General features: G+C 39.4%; 21 protein-coding genes, 2 pseudogenes and 1 riboswitch. Of the genes and pseudogenes, 10 read left to right on the forward strand and 13 right to left on the reverse strand.

The genetic code is table 11. The features are described from left to right. Positions 1 to 135 precede the first annotated feature (135 nt). Both ACJ004_RS15600 and ACJ004_RS15605 read left to right on the forward strand, forming a co-directional pair. Positions 136 to 354, forward strand: a complete 219-nt coding sequence (locus ACJ004_RS15600; RefSeq protein ID WP_410894021.1) for a DUF1659 domain-containing protein — start codon at positions 136 to 138, stop codon at positions 352 to 354. 40 nt (positions 355 to 394) lie between these two features. Beyond that, positions 395 to 613 carry a DUF2922 domain-containing protein gene (locus tag ACJ004_RS15605; RefSeq protein ID WP_410894022.1) on the forward strand — a complete coding sequence of 73 codons (219 nt, stop codon included), beginning with the start codon at positions 395 to 397 and terminating at the stop codon, positions 611 to 613. A gap of 105 nt (positions 614 to 718) precedes the next feature. Here the strand turns inward: ACJ004_RS15605 and ACJ004_RS15610 are convergent, their stop codons facing one another. Next, on the reverse strand, positions 719 to 1,516 hold the full coding sequence (locus ACJ004_RS15610) for a serine/threonine-protein kinase (protein ID WP_410894023.1): 798 nt from the start codon (positions 1,514 to 1,516) through the stop codon (positions 719 to 721). A gap of 161 nt (positions 1,517 to 1,677) precedes the next feature. Here ACJ004_RS15610 and ACJ004_RS15615 point away from each other — a divergent pair, with 161 nt between their 5' ends. Continuing rightward, the gene (locus ACJ004_RS15615) at positions 1,678 to 1,848 is read left to right on the forward strand and encodes a hypothetical protein (RefSeq protein WP_410894024.1); all 171 of its coding nucleotides are present in this window, start codon (positions 1,678 to 1,680) and stop codon (positions 1,846 to 1,848) included. A 47-nt stretch (positions 1,849 to 1,895) separates the two neighbouring features. On the opposite strand, the gene queF is transcribed toward ACJ004_RS15615, so the two are convergent. Further along, positions 1,896 to 2,396, reverse strand: a complete 501-nt coding sequence (queF, locus tag ACJ004_RS15620) for a preQ(1) synthase (RefSeq protein WP_410894025.1) — start codon at positions 2,394 to 2,396, stop codon at positions 1,896 to 1,898. A 124-nt stretch (positions 2,397 to 2,520) separates the two neighbouring features. Further along, positions 2,521 to 2,567: riboswitch (PreQ1 riboswitch) on the reverse strand. A 214-nt stretch (positions 2,568 to 2,781) separates the two neighbouring features. On the opposite strand from queF, the gene ACJ004_RS15625 reads away from it, so the two are divergent. The 3 genes from ACJ004_RS15625 to ACJ004_RS15635 all read left to right on the forward strand — a co-directional run bounded on the left by ACJ004_RS15625 (position 2,782) and on the right by ACJ004_RS15635 (position 9,559). Continuing rightward, positions 2,782 to 6,057 (forward strand): Ig-like domain-containing protein, encoded by a 3,276-nt coding sequence (locus ACJ004_RS15625; RefSeq protein WP_410894027.1) that lies wholly within the window; start codon positions 2,782 to 2,784, stop codon positions 6,055 to 6,057. Positions 6,058 to 6,229: 172 nt separating this feature from the next. Continuing rightward, positions 6,230 to 7,153 carry a DMT family transporter gene (locus ACJ004_RS15630; protein ID WP_410894028.1) on the forward strand — a complete coding sequence of 308 codons (924 nt, stop codon included), beginning with the start codon at positions 6,230 to 6,232 and terminating at the stop codon, positions 7,151 to 7,153. Between the two features lie 252 nt (positions 7,154 to 7,405). Continuing rightward, on the forward strand, positions 7,406 to 9,559 hold the full coding sequence (locus ACJ004_RS15635) for a methyl-accepting chemotaxis protein (protein WP_410894030.1): 2,154 nt from the start codon (positions 7,406 to 7,408) through the stop codon (positions 9,557 to 9,559). A 46-nt stretch (positions 9,560 to 9,605) separates the two neighbouring features. On the opposite strand, the pseudogene ACJ004_RS15640 reads toward ACJ004_RS15635, so the two are convergent. From ACJ004_RS15640 to ACJ004_RS15650, 3 genes and pseudogenes are all read right to left on the reverse strand, one after another. Then, positions 9,606 to 10,331 (reverse strand): annotated as a pseudogene (locus ACJ004_RS15640) (RNA-guided endonuclease TnpB family protein); the annotation flags it as partial. Positions 10,332 to 10,593: 262 nt separating this feature from the next. Then, positions 10,594 to 12,624, reverse strand: a complete 2,031-nt coding sequence (locus tag ACJ004_RS15645; protein WP_410894032.1) for a peptidoglycan recognition protein family protein — start codon at positions 12,622 to 12,624, stop codon at positions 10,594 to 10,596. A 128-nt stretch (positions 12,625 to 12,752) separates the two neighbouring features. Next, positions 12,753 to 13,046 carry a hypothetical protein gene (locus ACJ004_RS15650; protein ID WP_410894033.1) on the reverse strand — a complete coding sequence of 98 codons (294 nt, stop codon included), beginning with the start codon at positions 13,044 to 13,046 and terminating at the stop codon, positions 12,753 to 12,755. A gap of 188 nt (positions 13,047 to 13,234) precedes the next feature. Here ACJ004_RS15650 and ACJ004_RS15655 point away from each other — a divergent pair, with 188 nt between their 5' ends. After that, on the forward strand, positions 13,235 to 13,861 hold the full coding sequence (locus ACJ004_RS15655) for a GNAT family N-acetyltransferase (RefSeq protein WP_410894034.1): 627 nt from the start codon (positions 13,235 to 13,237) through the stop codon (positions 13,859 to 13,861). Between the two features lie 65 nt (positions 13,862 to 13,926). Here ACJ004_RS15655 and ACJ004_RS15660 read toward each other — a convergent pair whose 3' ends face one another. Beyond that, on the reverse strand, positions 13,927 to 14,436 hold the full coding sequence (locus ACJ004_RS15660) for a DoxX family protein (protein WP_410894035.1): 510 nt from the start codon (positions 14,434 to 14,436) through the stop codon (positions 13,927 to 13,929). Between the two features lie 206 nt (positions 14,437 to 14,642). Between ACJ004_RS15660 and ACJ004_RS15665 the strand changes: the two genes are divergently transcribed. Then, positions 14,643 to 14,861, forward strand: a complete 219-nt coding sequence (locus ACJ004_RS15665) for a spore germination protein (RefSeq protein ID WP_410894036.1) — start codon at positions 14,643 to 14,645, stop codon at positions 14,859 to 14,861. A 140-nt stretch (positions 14,862 to 15,001) separates the two neighbouring features. Here the strand turns inward: ACJ004_RS15665 and ACJ004_RS15670 are convergent, their stop codons facing one another. Together ACJ004_RS15670 and ACJ004_RS15675 are read right to left on the reverse strand one after the other, a co-directional pair. After that, positions 15,002 to 15,526, reverse strand: a complete 525-nt coding sequence (locus ACJ004_RS15670) for a YfiT family bacillithiol transferase (RefSeq protein ID WP_410894037.1) — start codon at positions 15,524 to 15,526, stop codon at positions 15,002 to 15,004. Between the two features lie 177 nt (positions 15,527 to 15,703). Beyond that, positions 15,704 to 16,219: a DoxX family protein gene (locus tag ACJ004_RS15675; protein ID WP_410894038.1), complete on the reverse strand. Its 516-nt coding sequence runs from the start codon at positions 16,217 to 16,219 to the stop codon at positions 15,704 to 15,706. Positions 16,220 to 16,399: 180 nt separating this feature from the next. Between ACJ004_RS15675 and ACJ004_RS15680 the strand changes: the two are divergent. Continuing rightward, positions 16,400 to 16,594 (forward strand): annotated as a pseudogene (locus ACJ004_RS15680) (BCCT family transporter); the annotation flags it as partial. A 130-nt stretch (positions 16,595 to 16,724) separates the two neighbouring features. On the opposite strand, the gene ACJ004_RS15685 reads toward ACJ004_RS15680, so the two are convergent. Further along, on the reverse strand, positions 16,725 to 16,970 hold the full coding sequence (locus tag ACJ004_RS15685) for a hypothetical protein (protein WP_410894039.1): 246 nt from the start codon (positions 16,968 to 16,970) through the stop codon (positions 16,725 to 16,727). A 157-nt stretch (positions 16,971 to 17,127) separates the two neighbouring features. Between ACJ004_RS15685 and ACJ004_RS15690 the strand changes: the two genes are divergently transcribed. After that, on the forward strand, positions 17,128 to 17,280 hold the full coding sequence (locus ACJ004_RS15690; RefSeq protein WP_410894040.1) for a hypothetical protein: 153 nt from the start codon (positions 17,128 to 17,130) through the stop codon (positions 17,278 to 17,280). A gap of 171 nt (positions 17,281 to 17,451) precedes the next feature. On the opposite strand, the gene ACJ004_RS15695 is transcribed toward ACJ004_RS15690, so the two are convergent. From ACJ004_RS15695 to ACJ004_RS15710, 4 genes are all read right to left on the reverse strand, one after another. Continuing rightward, positions 17,452 to 18,690, reverse strand: coding sequence for a C40 family peptidase (locus ACJ004_RS15695; protein ID WP_410894041.1), 1,239 nt, complete (start codon positions 18,688 to 18,690; stop codon positions 17,452 to 17,454). A 492-nt stretch (positions 18,691 to 19,182) separates the two neighbouring features. Further along, positions 19,183 to 20,328 carry an ABC transporter permease gene (locus tag ACJ004_RS15700; protein ID WP_410894042.1) on the reverse strand — a complete coding sequence of 382 codons (1,146 nt, stop codon included), beginning with the start codon at positions 20,326 to 20,328 and terminating at the stop codon, positions 19,183 to 19,185. Beyond that, positions 20,328 to 21,440: an ABC transporter permease gene (locus ACJ004_RS15705; RefSeq protein ID WP_410894043.1), complete on the reverse strand. Its 1,113-nt coding sequence runs from the start codon at positions 21,438 to 21,440 to the stop codon at positions 20,328 to 20,330. Before ACJ004_RS15705 ends, ACJ004_RS15700 begins: the two co-directional genes overlap by 1 nt. Before the next feature lie 12 nt (positions 21,441 to 21,452). Continuing rightward, positions 21,453 to 22,391: an ABC transporter ATP-binding protein gene (locus tag ACJ004_RS15710; protein ID WP_410894044.1), complete on the reverse strand. Its 939-nt coding sequence runs from the start codon at positions 22,389 to 22,391 to the stop codon at positions 21,453 to 21,455. Between the last annotated feature and the right edge of the window lie 9 nt (positions 22,392 to 22,400).

A 22,400-nucleotide genomic window follows, 5' to 3' on the forward strand; every position in this document is an offset into this window, starting at 1 on the left:
TAATGCGATAATGATATCTGAATATTTAATTAATTTTAGGATATATCATATTTCGATGCTTGTCAATAATTTTTTTCCACCCTGTCCTTTTGGCCGACTTTCTTCTATATAGAATGTAAAAGGAGGTGAGGGACAATGGCACAATCACTTTTAGAAGGAACGAAGCTTCGTTTAGTCTTTGAAGGGGGTATGGACGAGGATGGCGAACCGATCCTACGCGCCAAAACGTTTAGCAATGTCAAAAAGGATGCAACAACGGATCAGTTATTTCAAGCAGCAGTAGCCATTTCCGTTTTGTGCAATGACATGTTAAACAGAGTAGAACGAAATGACAGTTCTGAAATTATCGCTTAATAGGGTATGAAGTTAAAACTAAGGAAGGAGGTAGAAGAATATGGCGAAAACATTAGAATTACAATTTGGCACGGAGTTCGGAAAGACGGCACGTTTATCCGTTGAGAATCCCAAGGAGCCAATTGACGAAGAAGTAGTAAAGCTATCGATGACACAGATTATTGCATCTGAAATTTTCACAACAAGCAGCGGCAGGTTTGTGTCTGCAAAAGGGGCGAGAGTCGTCGACCGCAGCGTGACGGATTATGAACTAGTTTAATAAAAAGACTTGAGGCCACGTTATTGCTGGAAATTGAAGCCTTTCCACGATAATGCCCTGAAGCGGTTCATCTAAGATGAACCGCATTTTTTTTAGAATGTATTTTCAAAAAAGAGAATAAACAGCTAGGATTAGCACGCCTAGCATCACTGTACCAAGGATCATCATGATTGCCCCCCACTTCTTACCCTGTTGGGCTTTTCTACGTTCACGTTCCTCTGCTTCTGCTTTTTGAGCCTTGCTTTTTCTTTCAAAAAAGGCAGCGAGCTTATTATCTTCACTTATTCCTATTTTACTTTCCGCACGAGTTAGAAGCTGTTCTAATTCCTCTACAGTCATAGGTTCTTCTAGGTGAAGTCTTTCCAGAATTGACTCGCTTAAAGTAGAAAAACTCTGGATGACTGCAATCAATTGCCGAAGATCAGAAACGGCTCCTAAGCGGGGCTTCCCTTCAAGGACCTTTGCCTCCCCAGTACCATTTAAAATGACTCGTCCTTGATTGGAAATCCAAATATTTTCGGGAGAAATCGATCCATGAATCATCTTATGATCATGGAGATGACGAACAGCAGCAACGAGCTGTTTTATTTGATCAGCCCCAAGTGGTCCTTTTTCAATTAAGGGTGACCCTTCTTCCCCTTCCAAAAGAGAATATAAGTGATCTTCATCGACCTTTGCCACCTGCTTAATACGCGGCAAATGGCTAAAGTCGGAGATCACCGTTCGGTACTCTTCTTGCAGCTGCTTCCATTGCGCCTTCTTAAAATCCGTTGATTTGTTTGAAAAATCAACTAACCTTAATATAAACGTTCGGCCTGTTTCGGTTTCTTCTACTTCAAAAACACTTAGACCAAAATCATTGGAAAACAACTTCCTTTTTATATCAAAACCACCAATATCCACTGTAACACACCATACTTTCTTATTATGTTAAGCGATAGAAAAATCAGTAGGAAACCGCTTTTCCATTTTATCATTTAGCGACGTGTTTTTTTAATCTCATCTCCCCTAACTATTATAGTCATGAGAAAAATGGCAATGATAGTAGTGGAGGTGAAAAAACAATGACAAAAGACCCGAATCTTCGAGGAGATATGCTGGATGACGAATGGAATAGTGAAGAAGTCCAAAATGAAATGATGTTCACCGGCATCACCCACGACGAATGGCTAGTAAACAGACTAATAGATGATGATGACATTCAGGAAGAAGAACATGATGATTACGCTTGGTAGTCCAGACGCAAAAAGCCACGGGAGCCCCGTGGCTTTTTAGCATTACATTAACGATTATCGACTTTTTCCGGATAAAGATCATGATTCATCAAACGGAAATTAGCCATTTCCTCGTACTTGGTTCCTGGTTTCCCATAATTGCACCATGGGTCAATTGAAATCCCGCCGCGTGGAGTGAACTTTCCCCAAACCTCGATATACCTTGGGTCAAGAAGTTTAATTAAATCATTCATGATGATATTGACACAATCCTCATGGAAATCCCCATGGTTTCTGAAACTAAACAGATATAACTTCAATGACTTACTCTCGACAATCTTTTTGTCAGGAACATAGGAAATATACATCGTCGCAAAATCAGGCTGACGCGTCAACGGACAAAGACTTGTAAACTCCGGACAATTAAATTTAACAAAATAATCACGTTCCGGATGAAGATTATCAACCGCCTCCAAAACCTCCGGCGCATATTCAAATGAATAGGTAGTCCCTTGATTACCTAATAAAGTTAAATCCTTTAAACCTTCTTCATGGCTTCTGCCAGACATAAAAAAACCTCCTTGCATGATGACCCACACTTTTCCAAGAAAGAGTTTCCACAGCCACTCTACTTCTAAACTAAAAGAATCCATCAAAAAAGCCACGTCCGATATGGACATGGCTTAAAGTCATGTATCCATAGTTTTTTATAGAGGGTATCAGCTATGAACCTCTCCCGCAAGCACGGGTATTCTCTTCTTCATATATTATAGAACACTTAGCCAATCGTCAAATGAAAATTATTGTAAATTATCTAATCAGAACAGCTAACAAATATCTACTATTATCGCTACTATAGTATTATTTGGTTTTGACTAGTACTATAGTAAAATATGGTTTATATAAGAACAAAAAACTACTTTTTATTTTTACTAGAAAGGGGTTCGGTTAGATTTGTTTCCAAAGAAAGCAAGCAAAGGGCTTGTGTCGTTACTTTCCTTTTTACTAGTCCTCTCTCCTGCATGCACGAACATTACTTCAGCTGCTGAAAAGGACCCATCGCAACCAGCAAGCCAATTACACAAGAAACGAATTACGCAAACTGCTAGTTTTACCCCAAAAATCAAGAAAGACTATAAAGCAGATGAATTAATTATTAAGTATAAGAATTCCGTTTCTGCAACCAAACTTAAAAATAAACATTCTCTGAAAACAGAAAAGAAATTCAAATCCATTGGTGCTGAAGTTGTTAAAGTGGAAAAGGGTTCGAACATTGAGAGTTTAGTAAAAACGTTAGAGGCTGACCCCTCCATTGCGTTCGTTCAGCCAAACTATATGTATAGAGCGGCAGATGTTCCTAATGATCCTTCGTTCAACAAACTATGGGGTTTACACAATACAGGGCAACAGATTAATGGTGCAGTCGGAGTCAACGACGTGGACATCGACTACCCTGAAGCCATACAAGAGTTTAGTAAGGTGACAAACCAACAGCAAGTAGTGGTTGGGGTTATTGACACCGGAATCGACATCAACCATCCGGAATTAATCGATAGTATCTGGACAAATCCTGGTGAAATTGCGAATAACGGCATAGATGATGACGGAAATCGCTACATCGATGATATCCATGGCTGGGATTTCTATCACTCTGATAATTCTGTGTTTGATGCAGAAGATGGCGATGACCATGGAACACATGTGGCTGGAACGATTGCCGCTAAGGGTGGTAATGGAATCGGCATAACAGGGATCGCTCCTAATGTGAAAATTATGCCGTTAAAGTTCCTTGGGGCAGACGGCTCTGGGTACACTTCTGATGCCATTCTGGCGATTGAATACGCAAAAAAAATGGGGGTTAAAATCACCAATAACAGCTGGAGCGGTACTGATTATGACCAAGCCCTTAAAGATGCGATCGACCAAGCGAACATGCTTTTTGTAGCAGCGGCGGGCAACGATGGTCTTAATAACGATCAGCAGCCTGGATATCCAGCAAGCTACGACAGCCCCAATATAATATCCGTCGCTGCAATTGATAACTCTGGCAAGCTAGCAGACTTCTCAAACTACGGAGCAAGCAGCGTGGACATCGCTGCACCGGGAACGAACATTTTTAGTACCGTTCCTAGAAAAATAGAGGAAGGAACAGCTGCCCAAATTAACAACAGCTCCTACCATTATAAAGCGATTTTCAATGGGGTTGGTTTTGAGAATTTTGCAGCGACGGACAAACAGGCAGCCTTTGCGAAGGTCGTAAGCTATTTAGGCCTTACTTCCGCTTCAAAAATACTTTTAGTACAAGATGATGAAGCAAATATAGGGAACGTAAATTATCTATCAACCTATACATCCTTATTAAATAATGCAGGACTGCCTTATAGTATCAAAACCGTACCGGCTAATGAGAATGGCCCAAGTCTCACCACACTTTCTGGGTACGATACCGTCATTTGGTTTTCAGGAAACGCAATGGGTCAAGCCAATCCTAATTTGACCTCTACTGACCTCAGTACGTTAGAGCAATTTTTAAAAAAGGGCAATAAATCGTTAGTTTTGAGTGGCCAGGATCTTTTGTATCGCAATGAAGATTCGTACTTTGTCAAAAATATTCTTGCACTTACAATTAAAGGAGAAGGGGAAACAAGGACAAAGGTGACCGGGGTAGCCGGGACCGTTTACGATGGATTATCGTATAACGTTGCATACGCCCCATACGCTGATTTTATTAGTAGTAACAATGAAGCAATTACGAAAATAAACTTGAATTTCTCTGCGGAAGCAGCCTATACAAATGCTTATGCCTATTTAAATGGAACATCAATGGCAACACCTCACGTTACAGGTGTCGCAGCACTTTTGGCTGGCAAATACCCAGATATTGAGCCAGGCAAATTAAAAACAATAATTCTGGCATCCGGGGATACGGCTGCGGCATTATCCGGCAAAGTTCAAACCGGAAAAATACTGAATGCACGAAATGCCCTAACCTATAACACCAAACCAATCGTCAATGATATAACAGATATAGATACGGCAATTACTGGACAGGCGGAAGTTGGGGCCAAGATTGTGGTCACAGGTAACGGTTCAATCCTTGGTGAAGGGAACGCTGGAACCGACGGCACATTCACTGTGGTGATTCCAGTGGAAAAGGCTGGAACGGAGTTAAACATTACGGCAACTGACAATAACGGAAACGTCAGCGAAGCTGTTAAAGTAGTGGTGAAAGATGTGACAGCGCCTGTGAAGCCAGTTGTGAACGGGATTTCTGACAAAGATACTGAGGTAACAGGTCAAACAGAAGGGGAAGCCAGGGTTGAAGTAAAAGTTAATGGTTCACTGATTGGTTCGGGGACAGCGGAAGCTGATGGCCACTTTACAGTGAACATTCCCTTACAACAAGCCGGAACAGAAATAGCTATTACAGCTACTGATAAAGCTCGGCATATCAGTGAGGCCACCACAATAGTTGTAATCGACAAAACAGCTCCAACCTTATTAACGATTAATTCAGTTTCAAACAAATCGAACGTAATTACAGGCACAACGGAAACTGGAGCTATTGTTACAGCCTCAATTGGTACGAAAAAATATACAGGTTTTAAAGCGGATCTAAAAGGTTACTATAAACTAACCATTCCCCTTCAAAAAGCAGGTACAAAGATATCTGTAACAACAAGGGATGCAGCAGGAAATCAGAGTCCCTCCAAAGTTATTACCGTTCTCGATAAAATTGCCCCTGCTGTTCCAACTGTTTACACGATTTCAAACCTAACGAAGGTTATTACTGGTAAAGCAGAAGCCGGAGCATTCATCACCATTACAATTAGAACGAAACGGTATACTGGAAGGGCAGATTTAAAAGGTTACTATAAAGTAACGATTCCGGCTCAAAAAGCGGGTACCAGGTTAACTATGACAGCAAAAGATGCTGCTGGTAATATCAGTACTGTTAAGTATATGACCATAATTGATAAAATAGCTCCATCGGCACCCGTTGTCAAAACTAAGGTAAAAAGTACAACAAAGAAAGTCTCAGGTACTGCCGAGGTATACTCTACCGTAACCATTAAGGTTGGCAAAAAAGTAATTGGTACCGCCAAAGCAGACTCAAAGGGTAAATATAAGGTGAAAATTAAAGCACAAAAGAAGAAAACTGTTTTAAGTTTGACAGCTACAGACAAAGCTAAGAATGTAAGTAAATCCAAGACTATTAAAGTAAAATAATTGATCCCTCCTTAATGGGGGGTTCTTTTACTCATGTAATTGTCTCAGGGTAAACTTTTACAGCATCGGTGCCTGACACCATGTGATATAATAAAAGAAATTTGCCAAGACTTTCGGATTGCGAAAGTCTTATTTTATGAAGAAGACCTGTTACAAGGCATAGGGGGATATGATGAAACAAAAAGAGGGTTCAGTATCGATCGGCCTGCCGCTTACCATTTCAATTATCGCCATCTCCTTTTCGGCAATTTTTATTAAATGGTCAGACGCGCCGGCCTCCATTTTGAGTATGTACCGGATGTGGTTTGCGAGTATCTTAATGGTGCCCATCGTCTGGAAAAATCGGAATGATTTCAAAAAAATAATCAATAAGGATTGGTTATTCTTATTTTTTTCCGGCCTTTTTTTAGCACTGCACTTTGTCCTTTGGTTCCAGTCATTAAAGCTAACAACGGTCGCAAGTTCAACTATTATTCTAGCTTTGCAGCCGATTGTCTCACTGCTCGGAGGCTTTCTTCTTTTTAAAGAACGAACAAGCTTGTCCGCATTAATGACGATGGGTATTGCCATCATTGGGGCAATGATGATTGGCTGGGGGGATTTTGGTTTAAGTAAGGATGCGATGATGGGAGATTTATTTTCCTTTTTTAGTGTTATCTCTGTTGTTGGCTACTTATTGATCGGTCAATCCATCGTTAAAAAGATTTCTCATTGGCTTTATAGCTTTTGTGTATTTTTCTTTGCTTCGATTGTATTAACAATCTATAACGTGTCAACCGGCGTTTCTCTAAGCGGTTATCCAGCCAAGGAATGGGGAATCTTCCTTTTACTCGCTACCGTTCCCACTGTCAGTCATGTAATAAATAACTGGCTTTTAAACTATGTCAATGCAACAACCATTTCGATGAGTATTTTAGGCGAACCAGTCGGCGCCACGATTCTAGCGGTTATTTTATTAAATGAGCATCTCGTCACCTGGCAAATTGCCGGCGGCCTCCTTGTCCTTCTCGGAGTCTTTTTCTTTTTAAGCCAGAAGCAAAAGCCGGTCACTGAAGAGGTAAAAAAAGATCGGAACATTGAACCACTTCAACCTTAAGTTAACCGTTCCATCAAAACCTACTAATAAACTAGTAGGTTTTTTCTATTTCAATTTTCTATGTATATTATGAGTTTTCTATGTCATTTCTAAAAAGAGCAAATTTCCAGGTGGATAAATGTGACATTTATCATAACAACCCCTTCGAATTATCTATATATTTGGTAAAGTAAGTGGTTTATTTTACCTAGAAACTAGTATTTTAATATAGTTACAACCCAGACAAACATATAGAAGGGGAGAGCAAAAATCATGTTTAAAAATGTGTCAATGAATGTGAAACAAATGGGCAGTTATATTATCATCATCCTATTTTTTATCGTAATAACAGATGTATCCTATAACAATGTACTCCACCTTAGAGATCAAACCATTACGATTGGGAAAACGGATGTCCCTAAGATTGTTTTAGTTGGAAACCTAAAAGAAGAATTTTCAAGGATTGGTCAAAATACAACTAAGCTCGGATTTGAACGTAGTGTAGATGAAAAGGTAAAAATAGAAAAGCTGATAAATGAAGACATGGCAAATGTAAAAAAGAATGTAAATGAGATGAAGAAGCTCGAATACTCCGACCAAGAGGAAAAACTACTGACCGAGTTTAGCAACAATCTCGAACAATACAACGGGAATCTCTCCTCATTTTTTGACATATCAAGAACAAATAAATATCAATTAATACATACACAGCTGGATGCAATAAATCTTATTAGTGAGAAAAACTATAAGCTTCTAAAAGAGCTCTATCAAACGGCAAAAGATAATACCAATGCAACCATCGATGAATCTTATAAAGACTCAAACAGGTTCAATTATGAAATTCTCATCCTTTCTGTTATTGCATCCTTGTTTAGTTCATTCATTGCCTTCTTTACGACTAAACTTATTTCTCGTACTGTCAGAGGCTTTGTTAAAAATGTCGACATAACGAATAATTCTGTTTCAGAAATCAAAAAGTCGATTGATAAAACGTCGATAAGCGCACAAGAATTAGATACCTCAATGACCAAGGCTAATAATTCTGTCAGCGAACTGGTTGCTTCTATAAATCAAGTGGCCGGAAACACCAATATTACATCTTCCGGGGTAGATGAGATCTCAGCTGCTGTGGAACAAATGAACGCGACGATCAACATTGTTGCAGGTAGTGCAAACACACTTGCTGCTTCGGCAGAAGAAACTTCTTCTGCCATTGAAGAGATGATGGCATCGATTGAACAAGTTGCAGGAAATGCAGGGAATGCAAGTGTGGGTGTGGAACAAATTTCTGAAGCCATTGAAGAGATGAGCAGGTCGATAAAAGGTGTCAGTGATAATGCCGTTGCATTGACCGACACAGCTGAACAAACTTCTGAAGCAGTGGAGGAAATGGTCTGTTCCGTCAAACAAATCGCCGCCAGTGTCCAAACCGTGAACTCTCTTAGCAACTCGGTTAAGCATGATGCCCATGAAGGAACCCTATCTTTAAATGAAACATTGAATGGAATGAAAGAAATCTCTAACGTGATTAACCAAGCAAGTGATATCATGCAAAAACTTGGAAAAAGCTCAGAAGAAATCGGGAGCATTGTCGAAGTCATAGATGAAATTGCCGACCAAACCAATCTACTGGCCCTCAACGCGGCGATTGAAGCGGCACGAGCTGGTGAACATGGAAAAGGATTTTCCGTTGTCGCTGAAGAAGTACGAAAGCTGGCGGAACGTTCTGCCCAAGCAACAAAAGAAATTGCAATCCTTATCAAGGGAATTCAAACTGAAACTGCTGTTGCCGTGACATCGATCAAAGAAGGTGCCCAAAAAGTAAAGGTTGGCAATCAACTAGCAGACAAAACCAATCAAGCAATCAAGAAGATTTCTAAAGGTATCAGTCAAGTGACAGAGGAAATGAACCAAATTGCTAGAGCTACCAAGGAGCAAAAGAAGAATAGTGAATTTATCACTACCGCGGTTGAGAAAGTGACGATGCAAACCATAGAAATGACGCATTCTACGAAAGAACAAGCGACCACGGCTGCCGAGATTGTTCAGGGAATCATTGAAACAAAAGATCAGGTTCACCAAATTTCGATTGCTACTCGGGAACAGGCCAAGGGCGGACTTGCCATCGTAGAAGCAGTAGGAAATGTCACAAAACAATCAAGCTCTGTAACGATTGCAACAAATGAACAGGCACAAACCTCTGATGAAATTGTTCAAAATATCACCAGCATTAAAGAAAGCGTAAACCAAATGATGGTTGCCATAAACGAACAAGCTAAATACGGTCAAGACATTGCTTTAGAGGTCGAAAATGTGATGAAGCAAACAGGCGAGTTAGATGCTAGCATTGAAACTCAAACCAAAGAAGTAAAAGATGTGGCAAAAGCAATTAGTGAGGTAAATAATCAAGTTAAAATCTTAGGTTGAACTACTCACCACTTAACACCCTTACGGTTCGTTTGAAGTGGGAGATGATACATTCGTGGAATTTTGCAACCTTGATACGTTGTTTGTTCCAATTTGAACCACCCTTTGTACGTCTGGAAAGAATACGCTGTGCTTTTGCTAATTTCTCTTCGAGCTTACGAAACCATTTTGGGTTAGAGAATACCTCTCCTGTACTCAAAATAGCAAAGTTTTTCAGCCCAACATCAACACCAACAGAAGAACCTGTTTTTTCTAATGATTGCACTTCTGTTTCTGCAAGAACAGAAATGAAGTATTTTCCGCTGGGATTACGCCTAACGGTTGCGTTAAGAATACGCCCTTCTACTTCACGACTTTTGGCAAAGCGAACAAGACCCAGTTTAGGCAATTTAATTTTGTTGCCTACAATGGCAATATTTCCGTTTGTTTCCTTTGTTGTGTAAGACTGTACTCGATTTTTTTTAGACTTGAAGCGAGGTGCATTGTTCTGCTTTTTAAAGAATCGTGTATACGAATCGGCAAGGTTTTTCAGTGAGGATTGAAGGGCAATGCTATCAACTTCTTTTAGCCATACTAATTGTTTTTTCAACTGTGTCAATTCAGCAGAACATGAATTGTAAGTTAATCCTTTGCCTGTTTCTTTGTAGATATCATTCCATTGTGCTAAAAAGCGATTGAATACAAAACGACCACATCCGATTGTTTTAGCAATTAAGATTTCCTGTTTTTTTGTTGGATAGATACGAAATTTGTATGCTTTGTTGACTAACATTACTTTTCACCTCACTCAAATCAGAACCTATGTTCCTATTATACCATATTGAGGAAAGTTTTGGCTATCGCCAACCGACATTCATCCCTTCCCTACTCATTAGGCTTCGCCCTTCACATTCCTTGAGGAAGGGGTATTCTGTCGGAAGGATGATAAAAACTAAGAGGAGAATCTCTAGGTTAAATGAATAAAAGGAGCTAAGATTAGCCCCCCTTTCGTCCCAATCCCCTCCACAAGTGTGAAGGGGATTCTTTCTTGTAAACTACTTCATCAACCAAACTGTCTTTCCGCCCAATGTCCCGCGGTACCAGTTAGTGGTTCCGACTTTAGCCGTAAGCTCCGCTGTGAATTTCTTGTTTTTATATGAAGAAAGTTTCTTATACACGACGTCCGTCTTACCGCCCCATGCTTTGCTATAGGCACTGCCGGTTCCTTCAAGATAGATTGTTTTGGCTTTTTGACTTACCACCGAATAGCTAATGTCGGATATCTCGGAGGATTTAACCCAGCCAACTGGACTTGTACCAGTAGAATTTTTACTAATTAAATAGTAGGTTTGACCACCGAGCAACCCTTTTCTCTTAATATAGTAGACCTTATTCGTATAAGTGGACCCCGCCTTAAAGTAGGAAATTGACCCAAGCTTCGGATAAATTTTGACGCTGGTCTTTTTGATATTGCCTAAACGGCTCGTTGTACTTTCCAGCGTCTTCGATAAATAGCCGCCATGAATCCAAACCGTTTTTCCAGCCAAACTTCCACGATACCAAGTGTCATCGCCGACTTTTTCAGTTAAATTGATTTTAAATACTTGGTTTTTATTTTTCGAGAGATCTTTATAAATCAGATCCTTCGTACCGCCCCATGGTTTGCTATAGACGCTTCCTTTACCCATGAAATACATCGTTTTTGCATTTTTGTCATAAGTAGTATGAGAATAATTAATGAGATCGGAGGATTTGACCCAGCCGACTACGCCTGATACACTACTAGGCTGTTTACTAATTAAATAATAGGTTTGATCGTTGATGGTTGCTTGTTTCTTAATGTAGTAGACGGTTCCGGTATTGGCCGATCCTGCCTGAATCGCTCCAGTTGAAGTGCCGACTGTTTTATAAATCATGACAGTCCCATTTTTAATCTGGCCTAACCTGCTGGTCGACCGCTCCACTTTTGATGCCAATCTACTTGAATAGATCCATACGGCTTTTCCGTCCAAATTCCCACGGTACCAAACCATATTCCCAACCTTTTCTGTAGCATTCACCTTAAATTCCTGGTTTTTATATTTTGACAGAGAAGAATAGATGACGTCCTTCTTCGTGCCCCAGGCCTTGCTATATGCGCTTCCTTTGCCAGTAAAATACAACGTTTTCGATGTTGATTTTACACTTGATTCTGGATACGACAGCAAATCAGAGGCCTTTGCCCAGCCGATCGTTCCTTCCACACTGCTTGGCTCTTCACTTAACAGGTAATAGGTTTGTCCGCTAATAAAGGCCAATTTCTTTATGTAAAACGTTTGATTCGTATACCTTTCACCTGCCGAAGAAGCAGATGCGGTATTTTTATAATCTCTATAAATCTTTACTTTGCTGCTTGGGATTTGCCCTAAACGATTGGTATTTTCTGTTTTAGTAGGGAGTGTTTTATATTTCATCGTGACTAACTGGATAAATTGATCCCAGCTATAGCCCCACTTTTTGAAATAAGCATGCGGATCCGTATGGGTCGTGCCGCCAAGGTACTTGGTGACCGCAGCATGCGACCATAGTGTACCTTCACCTGTCTTTTCGGCACTTACTAAAGGTAAATTATAATCATAGAGCACCGATGCAATGTAATTCCCATAGTTATTGATTGAACGTGCAAATTTGTCAAAGGACTTCTCTCTGACTAGTTCAATATGCACAAACCGTGTATTTGCATAAGGTCCCGCACCCCATGCTCCATAATTTGGGTTATGGATTTCAATCACCCGCGAACCATCAGCGAAGGCATGAACAAAGGCATTTTGATGGTTTCTCGACATATAGGCAATTTCACCTGTAATTGTCGAGCTGTTATTTGCCGTTTCATGGGCAACAACGCCCTCAACCTCACCATATCCATTACGATAAGTAAATTGGGGAAACATGCTTTTGTGTTGATCTTCTACTTTCGCAGGTACCAGTTTCTTAGAAATGATATAATCATTAACTTTGGGATAGGTCGTTCCCGCTGCGCTCATAAGAGAGGGATGGACTAAAACAAAAATCAAAAGTGACAAGACAGTGATGACTACTTTCCTCATTTTTCCTCCTAATATAATAGTTTACATGTCTGATAGACTCATTAAGACTATTATACTACGACCTACGAAGGATTCTAAGAAAAATTTAGTTTTACTAAATAATTTTGAAAATTCAAAAATTACTGGTGTTATAGCTTCCAAGTTGGGAAATCAGTTTCTTTTTCTTTTTCATACTCTTTCATTCTAGAGTAGGAGTTTGATAGTTTCGAAAGAATGTATCCCTGCGGGCTTTGTGTGTCGATTTGCTTGCTTAACTCTTGAATTTTTATATTCGTAAACATTTTTGAAACTTGAGCTAGATGCTCGATCGTGTCCATTAGTTTAGGGTTATCGTTGTAATTGCTTTTTGCAATAAAGTAAATATAATCAAGTTTGTTCCTAATATTCTTTAACGTTTCGAGATCAAATGGTTCAGTTGACATTATATTCACCCCTTATCCTTAAGCATATGGAACAAAAAGTTATTTTGAACAAAATTCAAAAAATAAATTTTAGCGACATAAATTGAAGTAGCATATAACCACGCACTTGAAATTTATCCAATCGTTTTCAATATGAATTTGTTAGGATATTATTATCTGTGAACCTCAAAAAAAGGTAGGAAACCTAAATGGACATCAGTGAAATGGAAATATTAGAAGGCAATCTAAGTGATTTAAAAAATGTTTATCTCCGTTTATTAACTGACTTCGCGGCGAATGAATTAAAAGATTATGAGCATTTGGAATCACTTTTGCGAAAAGAGAAATACAAGTTACTCTTTGCAAAAACCAAAGAAGAAATTATTGGCTATGCTTTAATTTATGAAATTGAACATCTACCGGTGCTCTGGCTTGATTATATGGCAATCGATAAGCGATTCCAGAATGTTGGGTTTGGGAGCTGCTTTTTTAATAAAATTATTCAATCAAAGCAGGATGGATTGATCGGAATGTTTATAGAAGTGGAAATACCCGAAGAGGATGAAGGCACAAGAGGCCAACAAATACGAAGGATAAACTTTTACGAAAGATTGAGAGCAAGAAGGTTAAGTATCCCGTATAAACTCCCCACAATTGATGGCGGGTTTCCAATGTACCTCTATTTTAGACCTTCTTCTAATATACACCGATTGCCAAAGGAACAAATCCAGGCAGCCATCGCAGAGGTTTTTGATTATATCCATTCCGATATAGTTGATCGAGATGACATTTTCGGTGAATTCTCAACGTTCATTGAGGATGTATATTTTGATTAAAATAAGAAAAGCAGAAGTTTAGCCCTTGAGCTCCTACTTCTGCTTTTCTTTTTATTAATGAAATCTTATGCTTTTACTTTCTCGTGATTGGTACCTTTTTTGCTCATTTTTCTTACGAATGGAACCACCCAGCGGTCTAAACCGATTCTACCTGCATTGTAACCAGCTGTTAGAATGATGAAGCCTAGGAATATGTCTCTTGGATTATGAGATACAGTACCTGCTAGGAAGAAACTAAAATTCATGACTAGACCAAAGAACATCGCTGTAGTTGTTAAGCATCCCAAGATTAATCCCAAGCCGATTAATGTTTCGCCCCAAGGAACGATGACGTTGAATATATCCACATTTGGTAAGGCAAAGTGTTTCAAGAAGTCTACATACCAGCTAAATACCATGGCTCCATCAGGACCTTTTACCGGATTGGCAATTACTCCTTTTAAGAATCCAGCAGCATCAAAGCCGCCTGTTAATTTATGAAAACCGGCTGTGAACCAAGAATAACCGAGGTATAAGCGTAAGACAGTTAAGATAGCCGCTGCAATTTTGTTTTCTCTTAAAAATTTGTTAAACATAAATGATTCCCCCTTACAAATTTTGTTTGTTCTTTATGATTACACTATATTCCTTTTTTCTGGTAAACAACATGGGTATAGTGACAAGTTCACACTTTGTTTGAATTGTTTTGACGAACTTTTGAACGGCCTAAAATGGGACCCTGCGAACAAAAAATAGAAGTTTAGCATATAGTAAGATATTAAAATGCAAAGGATGTTTTTCTATGTCAGAATTTCCAATTCCAGTGAAGATTGATACAGTCAGTGGCGGAATTGTCCAATTTGGCAATTCATTGTTTATTTCTCCGAAAAGCGCCTCAAAAAGTGCCCTTGGATCAGGTTCTTCCAATACAGGGGTGCATATCACAACGATTAACGGACAAAGTACAAACACTGCAGTCAATTCCGATTTATTTGACCAACCCATCGTTCATGATAACTAAGACGATTTTTTCTAAAATTCCTTGTGTATTATAGACAGTAAGATTTGTTAATTCAGACTAAATGTAATTAAAACGACAGAGATTGATATGAATTCAAAAAAGCTTGGTGGGGTGTCCCACCAAGCTTTTTTGTAAATGATTCATGATAGCCAGTTCATCCTTCTGCCCAAATTAGTTATATGGGCAAGATGATGTCGGCCATGCCATGCGTAGATTCCAATATTTCTTCCGACAGAAACATTACCGGACTCTGGATGGGTAAATGTTCTTTGCATTTCCTCAGGACTTAGACTTCGCAGCAGGTCAACCAAGCGAGTATGCAGTGCCTCAAGTAACGAAAGCGAAATACCCACAGACAATTTGGAATCTGATAACTCTGCCCACTGTCCTTCATCATAAGGCTTTATTACAGGACATTCCTCCGTAAGTGCCAATTTAAAACGGATATAGGCATTCATATGACTATCAGCAAGGTGATGGACGACTTGTCTAATTGTCCACCCGCCCGCACGATAAGGGGTATCGAGCTGTTCATCGCTTAGGTGCTTCACTGCATCACGCAATAACCTCGGTAATTCCTCCATCTCCTTGATCCATCCATCAACCACATTTGAAGTAATCTCACCATCAAATTCAAATCTTCCAACTGGGTATCTCTCATCCATTCCCATTCCTCCTCTTAACCGTTTATCATAATCGTGATCCATTCAGGCTCCTTGAATTTCTTACAATCTATTCATGCCTATGCACTTTATTCTACTTGATTCCCTATGTACTTTACGAATCAAATACAAAAAACGATTCGGAAGGAGGCCCGAATCGTCCTTTGATTACTGATTCATTTACGCACTTACTTTTGCTTTTTCGTGCCCTGCACCTTTTTTGCTAGTCTTTTTGATGAAAGGAATAACCCAGCGGTCTAATCCGATTCTACCTGCATTGTAACCAGCTGTTAGAATAATGAAGCCTAGGAATATGTCTCTTGGATTATGAGATACAGTACCTGCTAGGAAGAAACTGAAGTTCATGACTAGACCAAAGAACATAGCTGTTGTTGTTAAGCATCCTAAAATTAATCCTAAGCCAATTAATGTTTCGCCCCAAGGAACGATGACATTGAACACATCCACATTTGGTAAGGCAAAGTGTTTTAAGAAATCTACATACCAGCTAAATACCATGGCTCCATCTGGGCCTTTTACTGGATTGGCCATCGCTCCTTTTAAAAATCCAGCAGCATCGAAGCCGCCTGTTAATTTATGAAAACCGGCTGTGAACCAAGAATAACCAAGGTATAAGCGTAAGACAGTTAAGATAGCCGCTGCAATTTTGTTTTCTCTTAAAAATTTGTTAAACATAAATGATTCCCCCTTACAAATTTTGTTTGTTCTTTATGATTACACTATATTCCTTTTTTCTAGTAAACAGCATGGGTATAGTGACAAGTTCACACTTTGTTTGAAATGTTTTGACGAACTATTGAACAGCTTCAGGAAGCAGACGATTTTAGGAATCATCTCCTAAAAAATAACCAATTTTTCATGGTCGTAGCCATTTATTATATTACGGTTGCCGATACTGCCACCTTTGTATTAGGGATGCTCAGTGAAGGTGGAACATTAAATCCTTCGAATAAAATTAAAATGACATAGGGGATCATTCAATCTGCACTGGCAGCTGTATTACTTTTAGCCGGCGGTTTGAACGTATTGCAAACAGCTTCGATTGCAGCGCTCTCCCTTTTGCGAAAATTGCCTTGAAGCTTAGTAAATGACCCATATTAAGCTTCAAAAGCAACAAAGTTTACGAAACGAGCCTTATTAAGAGGTAATTAAAATAAAGCATATCAAAAATCCCAGCTGGTTAGCAGCTGGGATCATTTGTTTCTGAATCGAGTGAAAAAATGCCACCAAGATATTCGGCATGTTCAAGATATTGGATCACAAAGTCTGTTAGTGTCATCTGGATATTTGTATCTTCTAACCAATAATCATAACTACTCGCCAGCGTTTTTTTGATCAGGTCGTTATGCATCCAGTTAGGGGCCAGTTGATGATCAAGACTGGCAAGGATCGCAGCAATTTCCTCAATTGTGGTTATGTTTAACACCTTCCTAGAAAAATGTTCATCTCACCTTTTCTAATCTATGTGATTATTCTCCCCAAAAATGCTATTTATGTACAGAAAACAAAATACCCACATACATAAATAGTCCCCAATTGGTAAAAAATGATAATATCTACATGCAGTAAAAGGGGGATGAGTCATGTTTCAGACGAAACGAAAGAAACTCAATACTATTATGGGGATGGGAGTTGGAGCAGGTGTGCTTACAACTATCTTCACTGCAGGACTCTTTGCATTTGCGATAACAATCCTTAATAAATTAAATATAATCAACCGAAAGCTTGGAAAATAACCGAGCTTTTTTGTTAAATATGCAGTAAGGGCCTGAAGTTATGTAATAAGTATCCGTAATTATGCTGTAAGTCCCCAAAATTATGTAATAAGTGCCCATAATTATATTTTAGGTCCCAACAAATAAAAAAAAGGCTTGGAGTTTTCCTCCAAGCCTTGGTTTCTATTCATTTTAATGTAATACTCTTGTTGCAGTTGTAAAATTACCAGGATTATAGTCTCTAATTCTTACCACATCACCCGTTTGCGGAGCATGAATATACTTGCCGCCTCCAATATAGATGCCGACATGATAGGCTGGGTTACCCCTAAATACCAAATCACCTTTTTTTACATTGTACGGAGAAATTTGCGTTCCAACATCCTGTTGGTCACGAGAAACCCGTGGAAGGTAAACACCAACCGAACGGAACACATATTGAGTTAGCCCTGAACAGTCAAACCCACTTGGAGATGTTCCGCCCCAAACGTAAGGAACTCCCAAAAATTGTTTAGCGTAAGCTACAACTGCATCAGCCTTATCAGAGTTAGTCGCTCCATCATCCGTTGGAACGGTAACAGTTGGTTTGCTTGCCGAAGATCGTGGTGCCTTTTGTTTTGGAGCTTCAGGTGCTTCTGGTGCTTGCTGCTGTTCTGGTGCTTCTTGACGTGCCTTATCTTGTGCTTCTTGACGTGCTTTTTCCTGTGCTTCTTGGCGTGCTCTTTCTTGCGCTTCTTGAATTGCTTTATCTTGAGCATTTTTTAATGTTTGTTGACTAGCTAGTTGCGTTTGTTGCTGCTTTAAAGTATCTTTTGATTCGGCCAATACCGTATTCATTTCTACTTTATCCGCTTCTACCTGCTTCTGTTCAGCAGCTAAATCGGCCTGGCTCTTTTTTAATTGCGCTAATTCGTTTTCAAGCTTTTGCTCTGCACTTGTTAAGGAATCTTCTTTTTTAGCTAGAGTCTTCATGATATCGGTATTGCTATCAAGAATTTGCATAATTGCAGTGGAGCGAGTTAACAGCTCTGATAAACTATCCGACGAAAGAATAAATTCTGCGTAGGAGATCATTGGCTGTTGCCCTTGTTCCTGCATAGTTTTTAGTCTTGCAGTATAGTAGGCTTTGTTCTGTTCTAAGTCTTTTTTTGCTCTTTCAATTTCAGCCTTTGTTTCTACAATTTGACCTTGTTGTTGTTTAATATCATTGTTTAGTTGTTTGCTTTTTTCCATTCCGATGATGATTCGGTTATCTAGTTGTTGAATCTTTGTTTCCAGCTCTTCAATCTGTCCTTTTGTCTCGTCGATTTGTCCTTTTGTCTCATTGATTTGCCCTTGGGTAACAGTTGGACTTGCAAAAGCAGGCGCTGCTTGAAAGACAGAAGTTAACAAAGCAACTGCTACAGAATATATTAATATTTTCCTTTTCATACCTTACTCACCTTTTCTTCAAGAAAATTTTTCCGACTTATATAGTTATAGTTTAAGTTTCCAGGAGAATAATAACAATGGAACTGGGGAAATTGTAATGAATTTGTAATGTTATGTAGAATATTCATAGAAAGAGTCGAAAAAATTGGACTCAGTATTTGTCAAAATAACTATTTTTTAGTTCTAATTACCTAGTTTAATAAAAAAAAGACTATCAAATTTTTGATAGTCAAATTGTCGAAAAACCCTCGTCAGCCTTTTATTCTATTGAACCACTCAAAAATTAACCACGTTAATTCATCATAATATTATTGGTATTTAGACTTTTAACAGGCCCATTTGCAGGGACAATCAATAAGTATTTAGCTTCTGATAAAATAAAAAATTGCCGAGAAAAATACTCTTTCTCGACAATCTGAGACTATCCAATTTTTGATAGTTTTTTTCTTTCCATGTATTAACTTTTTAATAGGAACAACCTTACATACTTATTTAAACAAAATTCTGTGTTGTATTGTTTCGACTGAATCGATAAACTGCAATCAAGAAAAATGCGGCGGCAAAGGCGAAGAGGATCATGAAATTTAAGTACAAATCGCTAAACACCTTTCCTTCCTGAAGCTTCGTTAGTGTATCCAATGTCCAGCGCTGCGGCAGGAAATCGGCGATTTTTTGTAATGATTTAGGCATTACTTCGACTGGCCAGAAGCAGCCGGAAAGCATCACGGTCGGGGTGATAATTAAATTCTGCAAGGCACCCGCGGCACTGCGGCTGTTTGAAAAAGAAACAATCACTAACGAGATTCCCACAGCGATCAATGAAAACAGTAACATCACGAAGACTGCGGACCAAAACGACATGTTCATTCCAATATGGAAGATGTTTTTCATAATGGTTAACGTAATGAACACCTGAATCGTCATCACAATCATGTTAACCATGACATTAGAGAAGATATATTTTCTGGCGTTAATCGGTGTCGAAAGTAAGCGATAATAGGTACGGTTTTCTTTTTCCAACAGAATAATCTCCGCCATATTCCCTGCAGACATCAACATGATCATGATCAGGAAGCCAATCGTTTGGTTGGTCATAAACTTGTTTTTTGAAGAGTCTTCTAAAGCATTTGTAGTCAGCTGATAATCTGTTTGTTGGTAATCCTGATACATCTGCTCAAAGATCTGTTGATTTCCGCCCGCCACATAACTAATCGTCGCAATATTATCGATATACTGATGTAAATAGGACTTCATGTAAGCCGTAATTGCTGCACCCTTGATCGAGGTTAACTGGATATGATCTGGCTCCCCAGCCAAGACACTGTCTGCATATCCTTTTTCAAAGGTAATCACACTGTCTAGATCACCAGAAGAGATTTTATCCTGGACTTGCCGAGCTGAAATAGTAGAAATCTCGACATTTTCTAATCCCTTTAAAAATTGGATCGTATCCGAGGTAATCTCGCTTTTGTCCTCATTAACGATCCCTACATGCAGGATCGTTTTTTGATCACCGCCATAGACGAGCAGGGAAATAAAGATCCCAATTAACGGCATAACAAGATACATGATAATGTTTTTCTTTTTTCGAAACGTCACGCCTAGTGTGTTCTGAATTAACCAGAGGATATCCTTCATTATAATCCCTCCCGTCGTTGCAATGAGATAATCGCCACAAGTAAGAAAAGAAAAGCCCCGGCCAGGTTGATTGAAAGAGCCGGAATGGCTGCCGCAAAGTCGTTCGCATAAATAATCTTAGTCAGCGCGGTGTTCATCCAGGTCAGCGGCGAAAGATCCGTAATCAACTTAAAGATGCCTTCTGGGTTGTCAATTTTAAAATAAGCGCCGCCAAAAAAGGACGATAACTGCACAAACAGCATGATGATCACTTTCGGACCTGCGTTTGTTTTTGACAGGAAGCTGACGCCAATCCCCATGCTGACCGCAAACACCACTTCTGTCAGCAGCACGAGGAAAACCAATCCTAAGTGATCGCCCCAATTCGCTTTAAACATAAGTTTGCTAAAGAAGATGACGAGCAGGATACAAATGCTGTTACTGACGAGACTCCCGAGTACTTTTCCGATAAAAATTTCACTCTTTCTAACCGGGGCAGCAATCAGGCGGTCTGCCGTCTTTCGGACTCGTTCACTTATGATTAATGAGCTAGACGACATCGCCCCGTACAGAATAATCATTGTCGTAATCACAATTGCATAATAATCCATTGAACCTGGCTGTTTATCAGGAAGCAACGAGGTTTCATTAATAAAATCAGCTGGTTTCTCACGAGTGAAGGCACTTGCTAGCTTTTCTGGCGCAACCTTACTAATTTCGGTGGCGATATTGTATTGATCGACAAAAGAGGCGAGCATGCCTTGAAGGATATTTCCTTCGATACTGGTCCCATTATTGACATAGAGCTGAATCCCTTGATCGGTTACTTCTACATAGCCATCATAGGTACCTTTCTTCACTTCTTTTTCGCCATTGATCGTTTCCGATGCTTTTTTAAAATGAAGTCCTGACTTTTCGGCCTCAGTGATAAAATGAGGAAAGTACTCCCCTTTCGTCGTATCTTTATATAACACATCGATATCATCGATGCGGAGACTGGTTGTAAACGTGTTCGACAGTGCCGTTCCAAGGACGAGCATTAATAAAATCGGGAAAGCTAACATAAAAAACAAAGTTCGGGTGTCCCGGAAGTCAGTCTTAATTCCTTTCCATGCGATATTGAGTATATTCAAAGTGAATCCCCCTTATTGGTCACGCAAATTTCTGCCCGTTAATGTTAAAAATACCGTCTCCAGGTTCGGTGCTTTTTCTTGTAAGGAGCGGATTTCTATCTGGCTGTTCATAAAATGCTCAATGATTTTATTTAAGTTATTCACCCCGGTATCGGAGTTGATTTTGATAAAGTTTTCATCAACGGAAACAGCCTCAACGCCATTAATTTTTTTAATCGATTCAAGTTTGACGTTTTCGGTTGATTTCACTTCAATCCATACATCCTTCGTATTGGTAATAATCGATTTCAGCTGTTCCTTCGTTCCTTCGGCAATGATTTTTCCATGATCAATGATTGCGATCCGCGAACAAATTTCCTCGACTTCCTCCATATAGTGGCTTGTGTAAATGATCGTGCAGCCCATTTCATTTAACTTGCGGACAGAGGTAAGAATATAGTTCCGGGATTGCGGATCAATCCCGACCGTTGGTTCATCCATGATGATCAACTTTGGGCGGTGGGCGATCGCACAAGCGATATTGAGGCGGCGTTTCATCCCGCCGGAAAAAGCTTTTGGATAGCTTTTATGCTTATCCTGGAGTCCAACGAATTCAAGGGCTTCCTCAACTCGCTCATTTAATTCGGCGCCACGCAGGCCGTAAAGACCCGCAAAGAATTTCACGTTTTCATAGGCGGTCATATCTTCATAGATCGCCAAATCCTGTGGGACCATACCAATATTCATTTTGGCAAAGCGGCTGTGTTTGGCACTATTTTTCCCAAGAATCTTAATGGTTCCCTCATTGCTGCGAAGCAGGCCGGCAATCATATTAATCGTCGTACTTTTCCCAGCTCCATTGGCACCTAGAAATCCAAAGATTTCTCCTTCTGCTACGGATAAACTCATATTATCTACTGCAATAAAATCAGCGAATTTTTTCGTTAAGTTGTTAATTTCTAAAACATTCATTGTTTCACC

Source organism: Neobacillus sp. 204, assembly GCF_046562815.1.
Classification (GTDB): Bacteria; Bacillota; Bacilli; order Bacillales; family Cytobacillaceae; genus Neobacillus.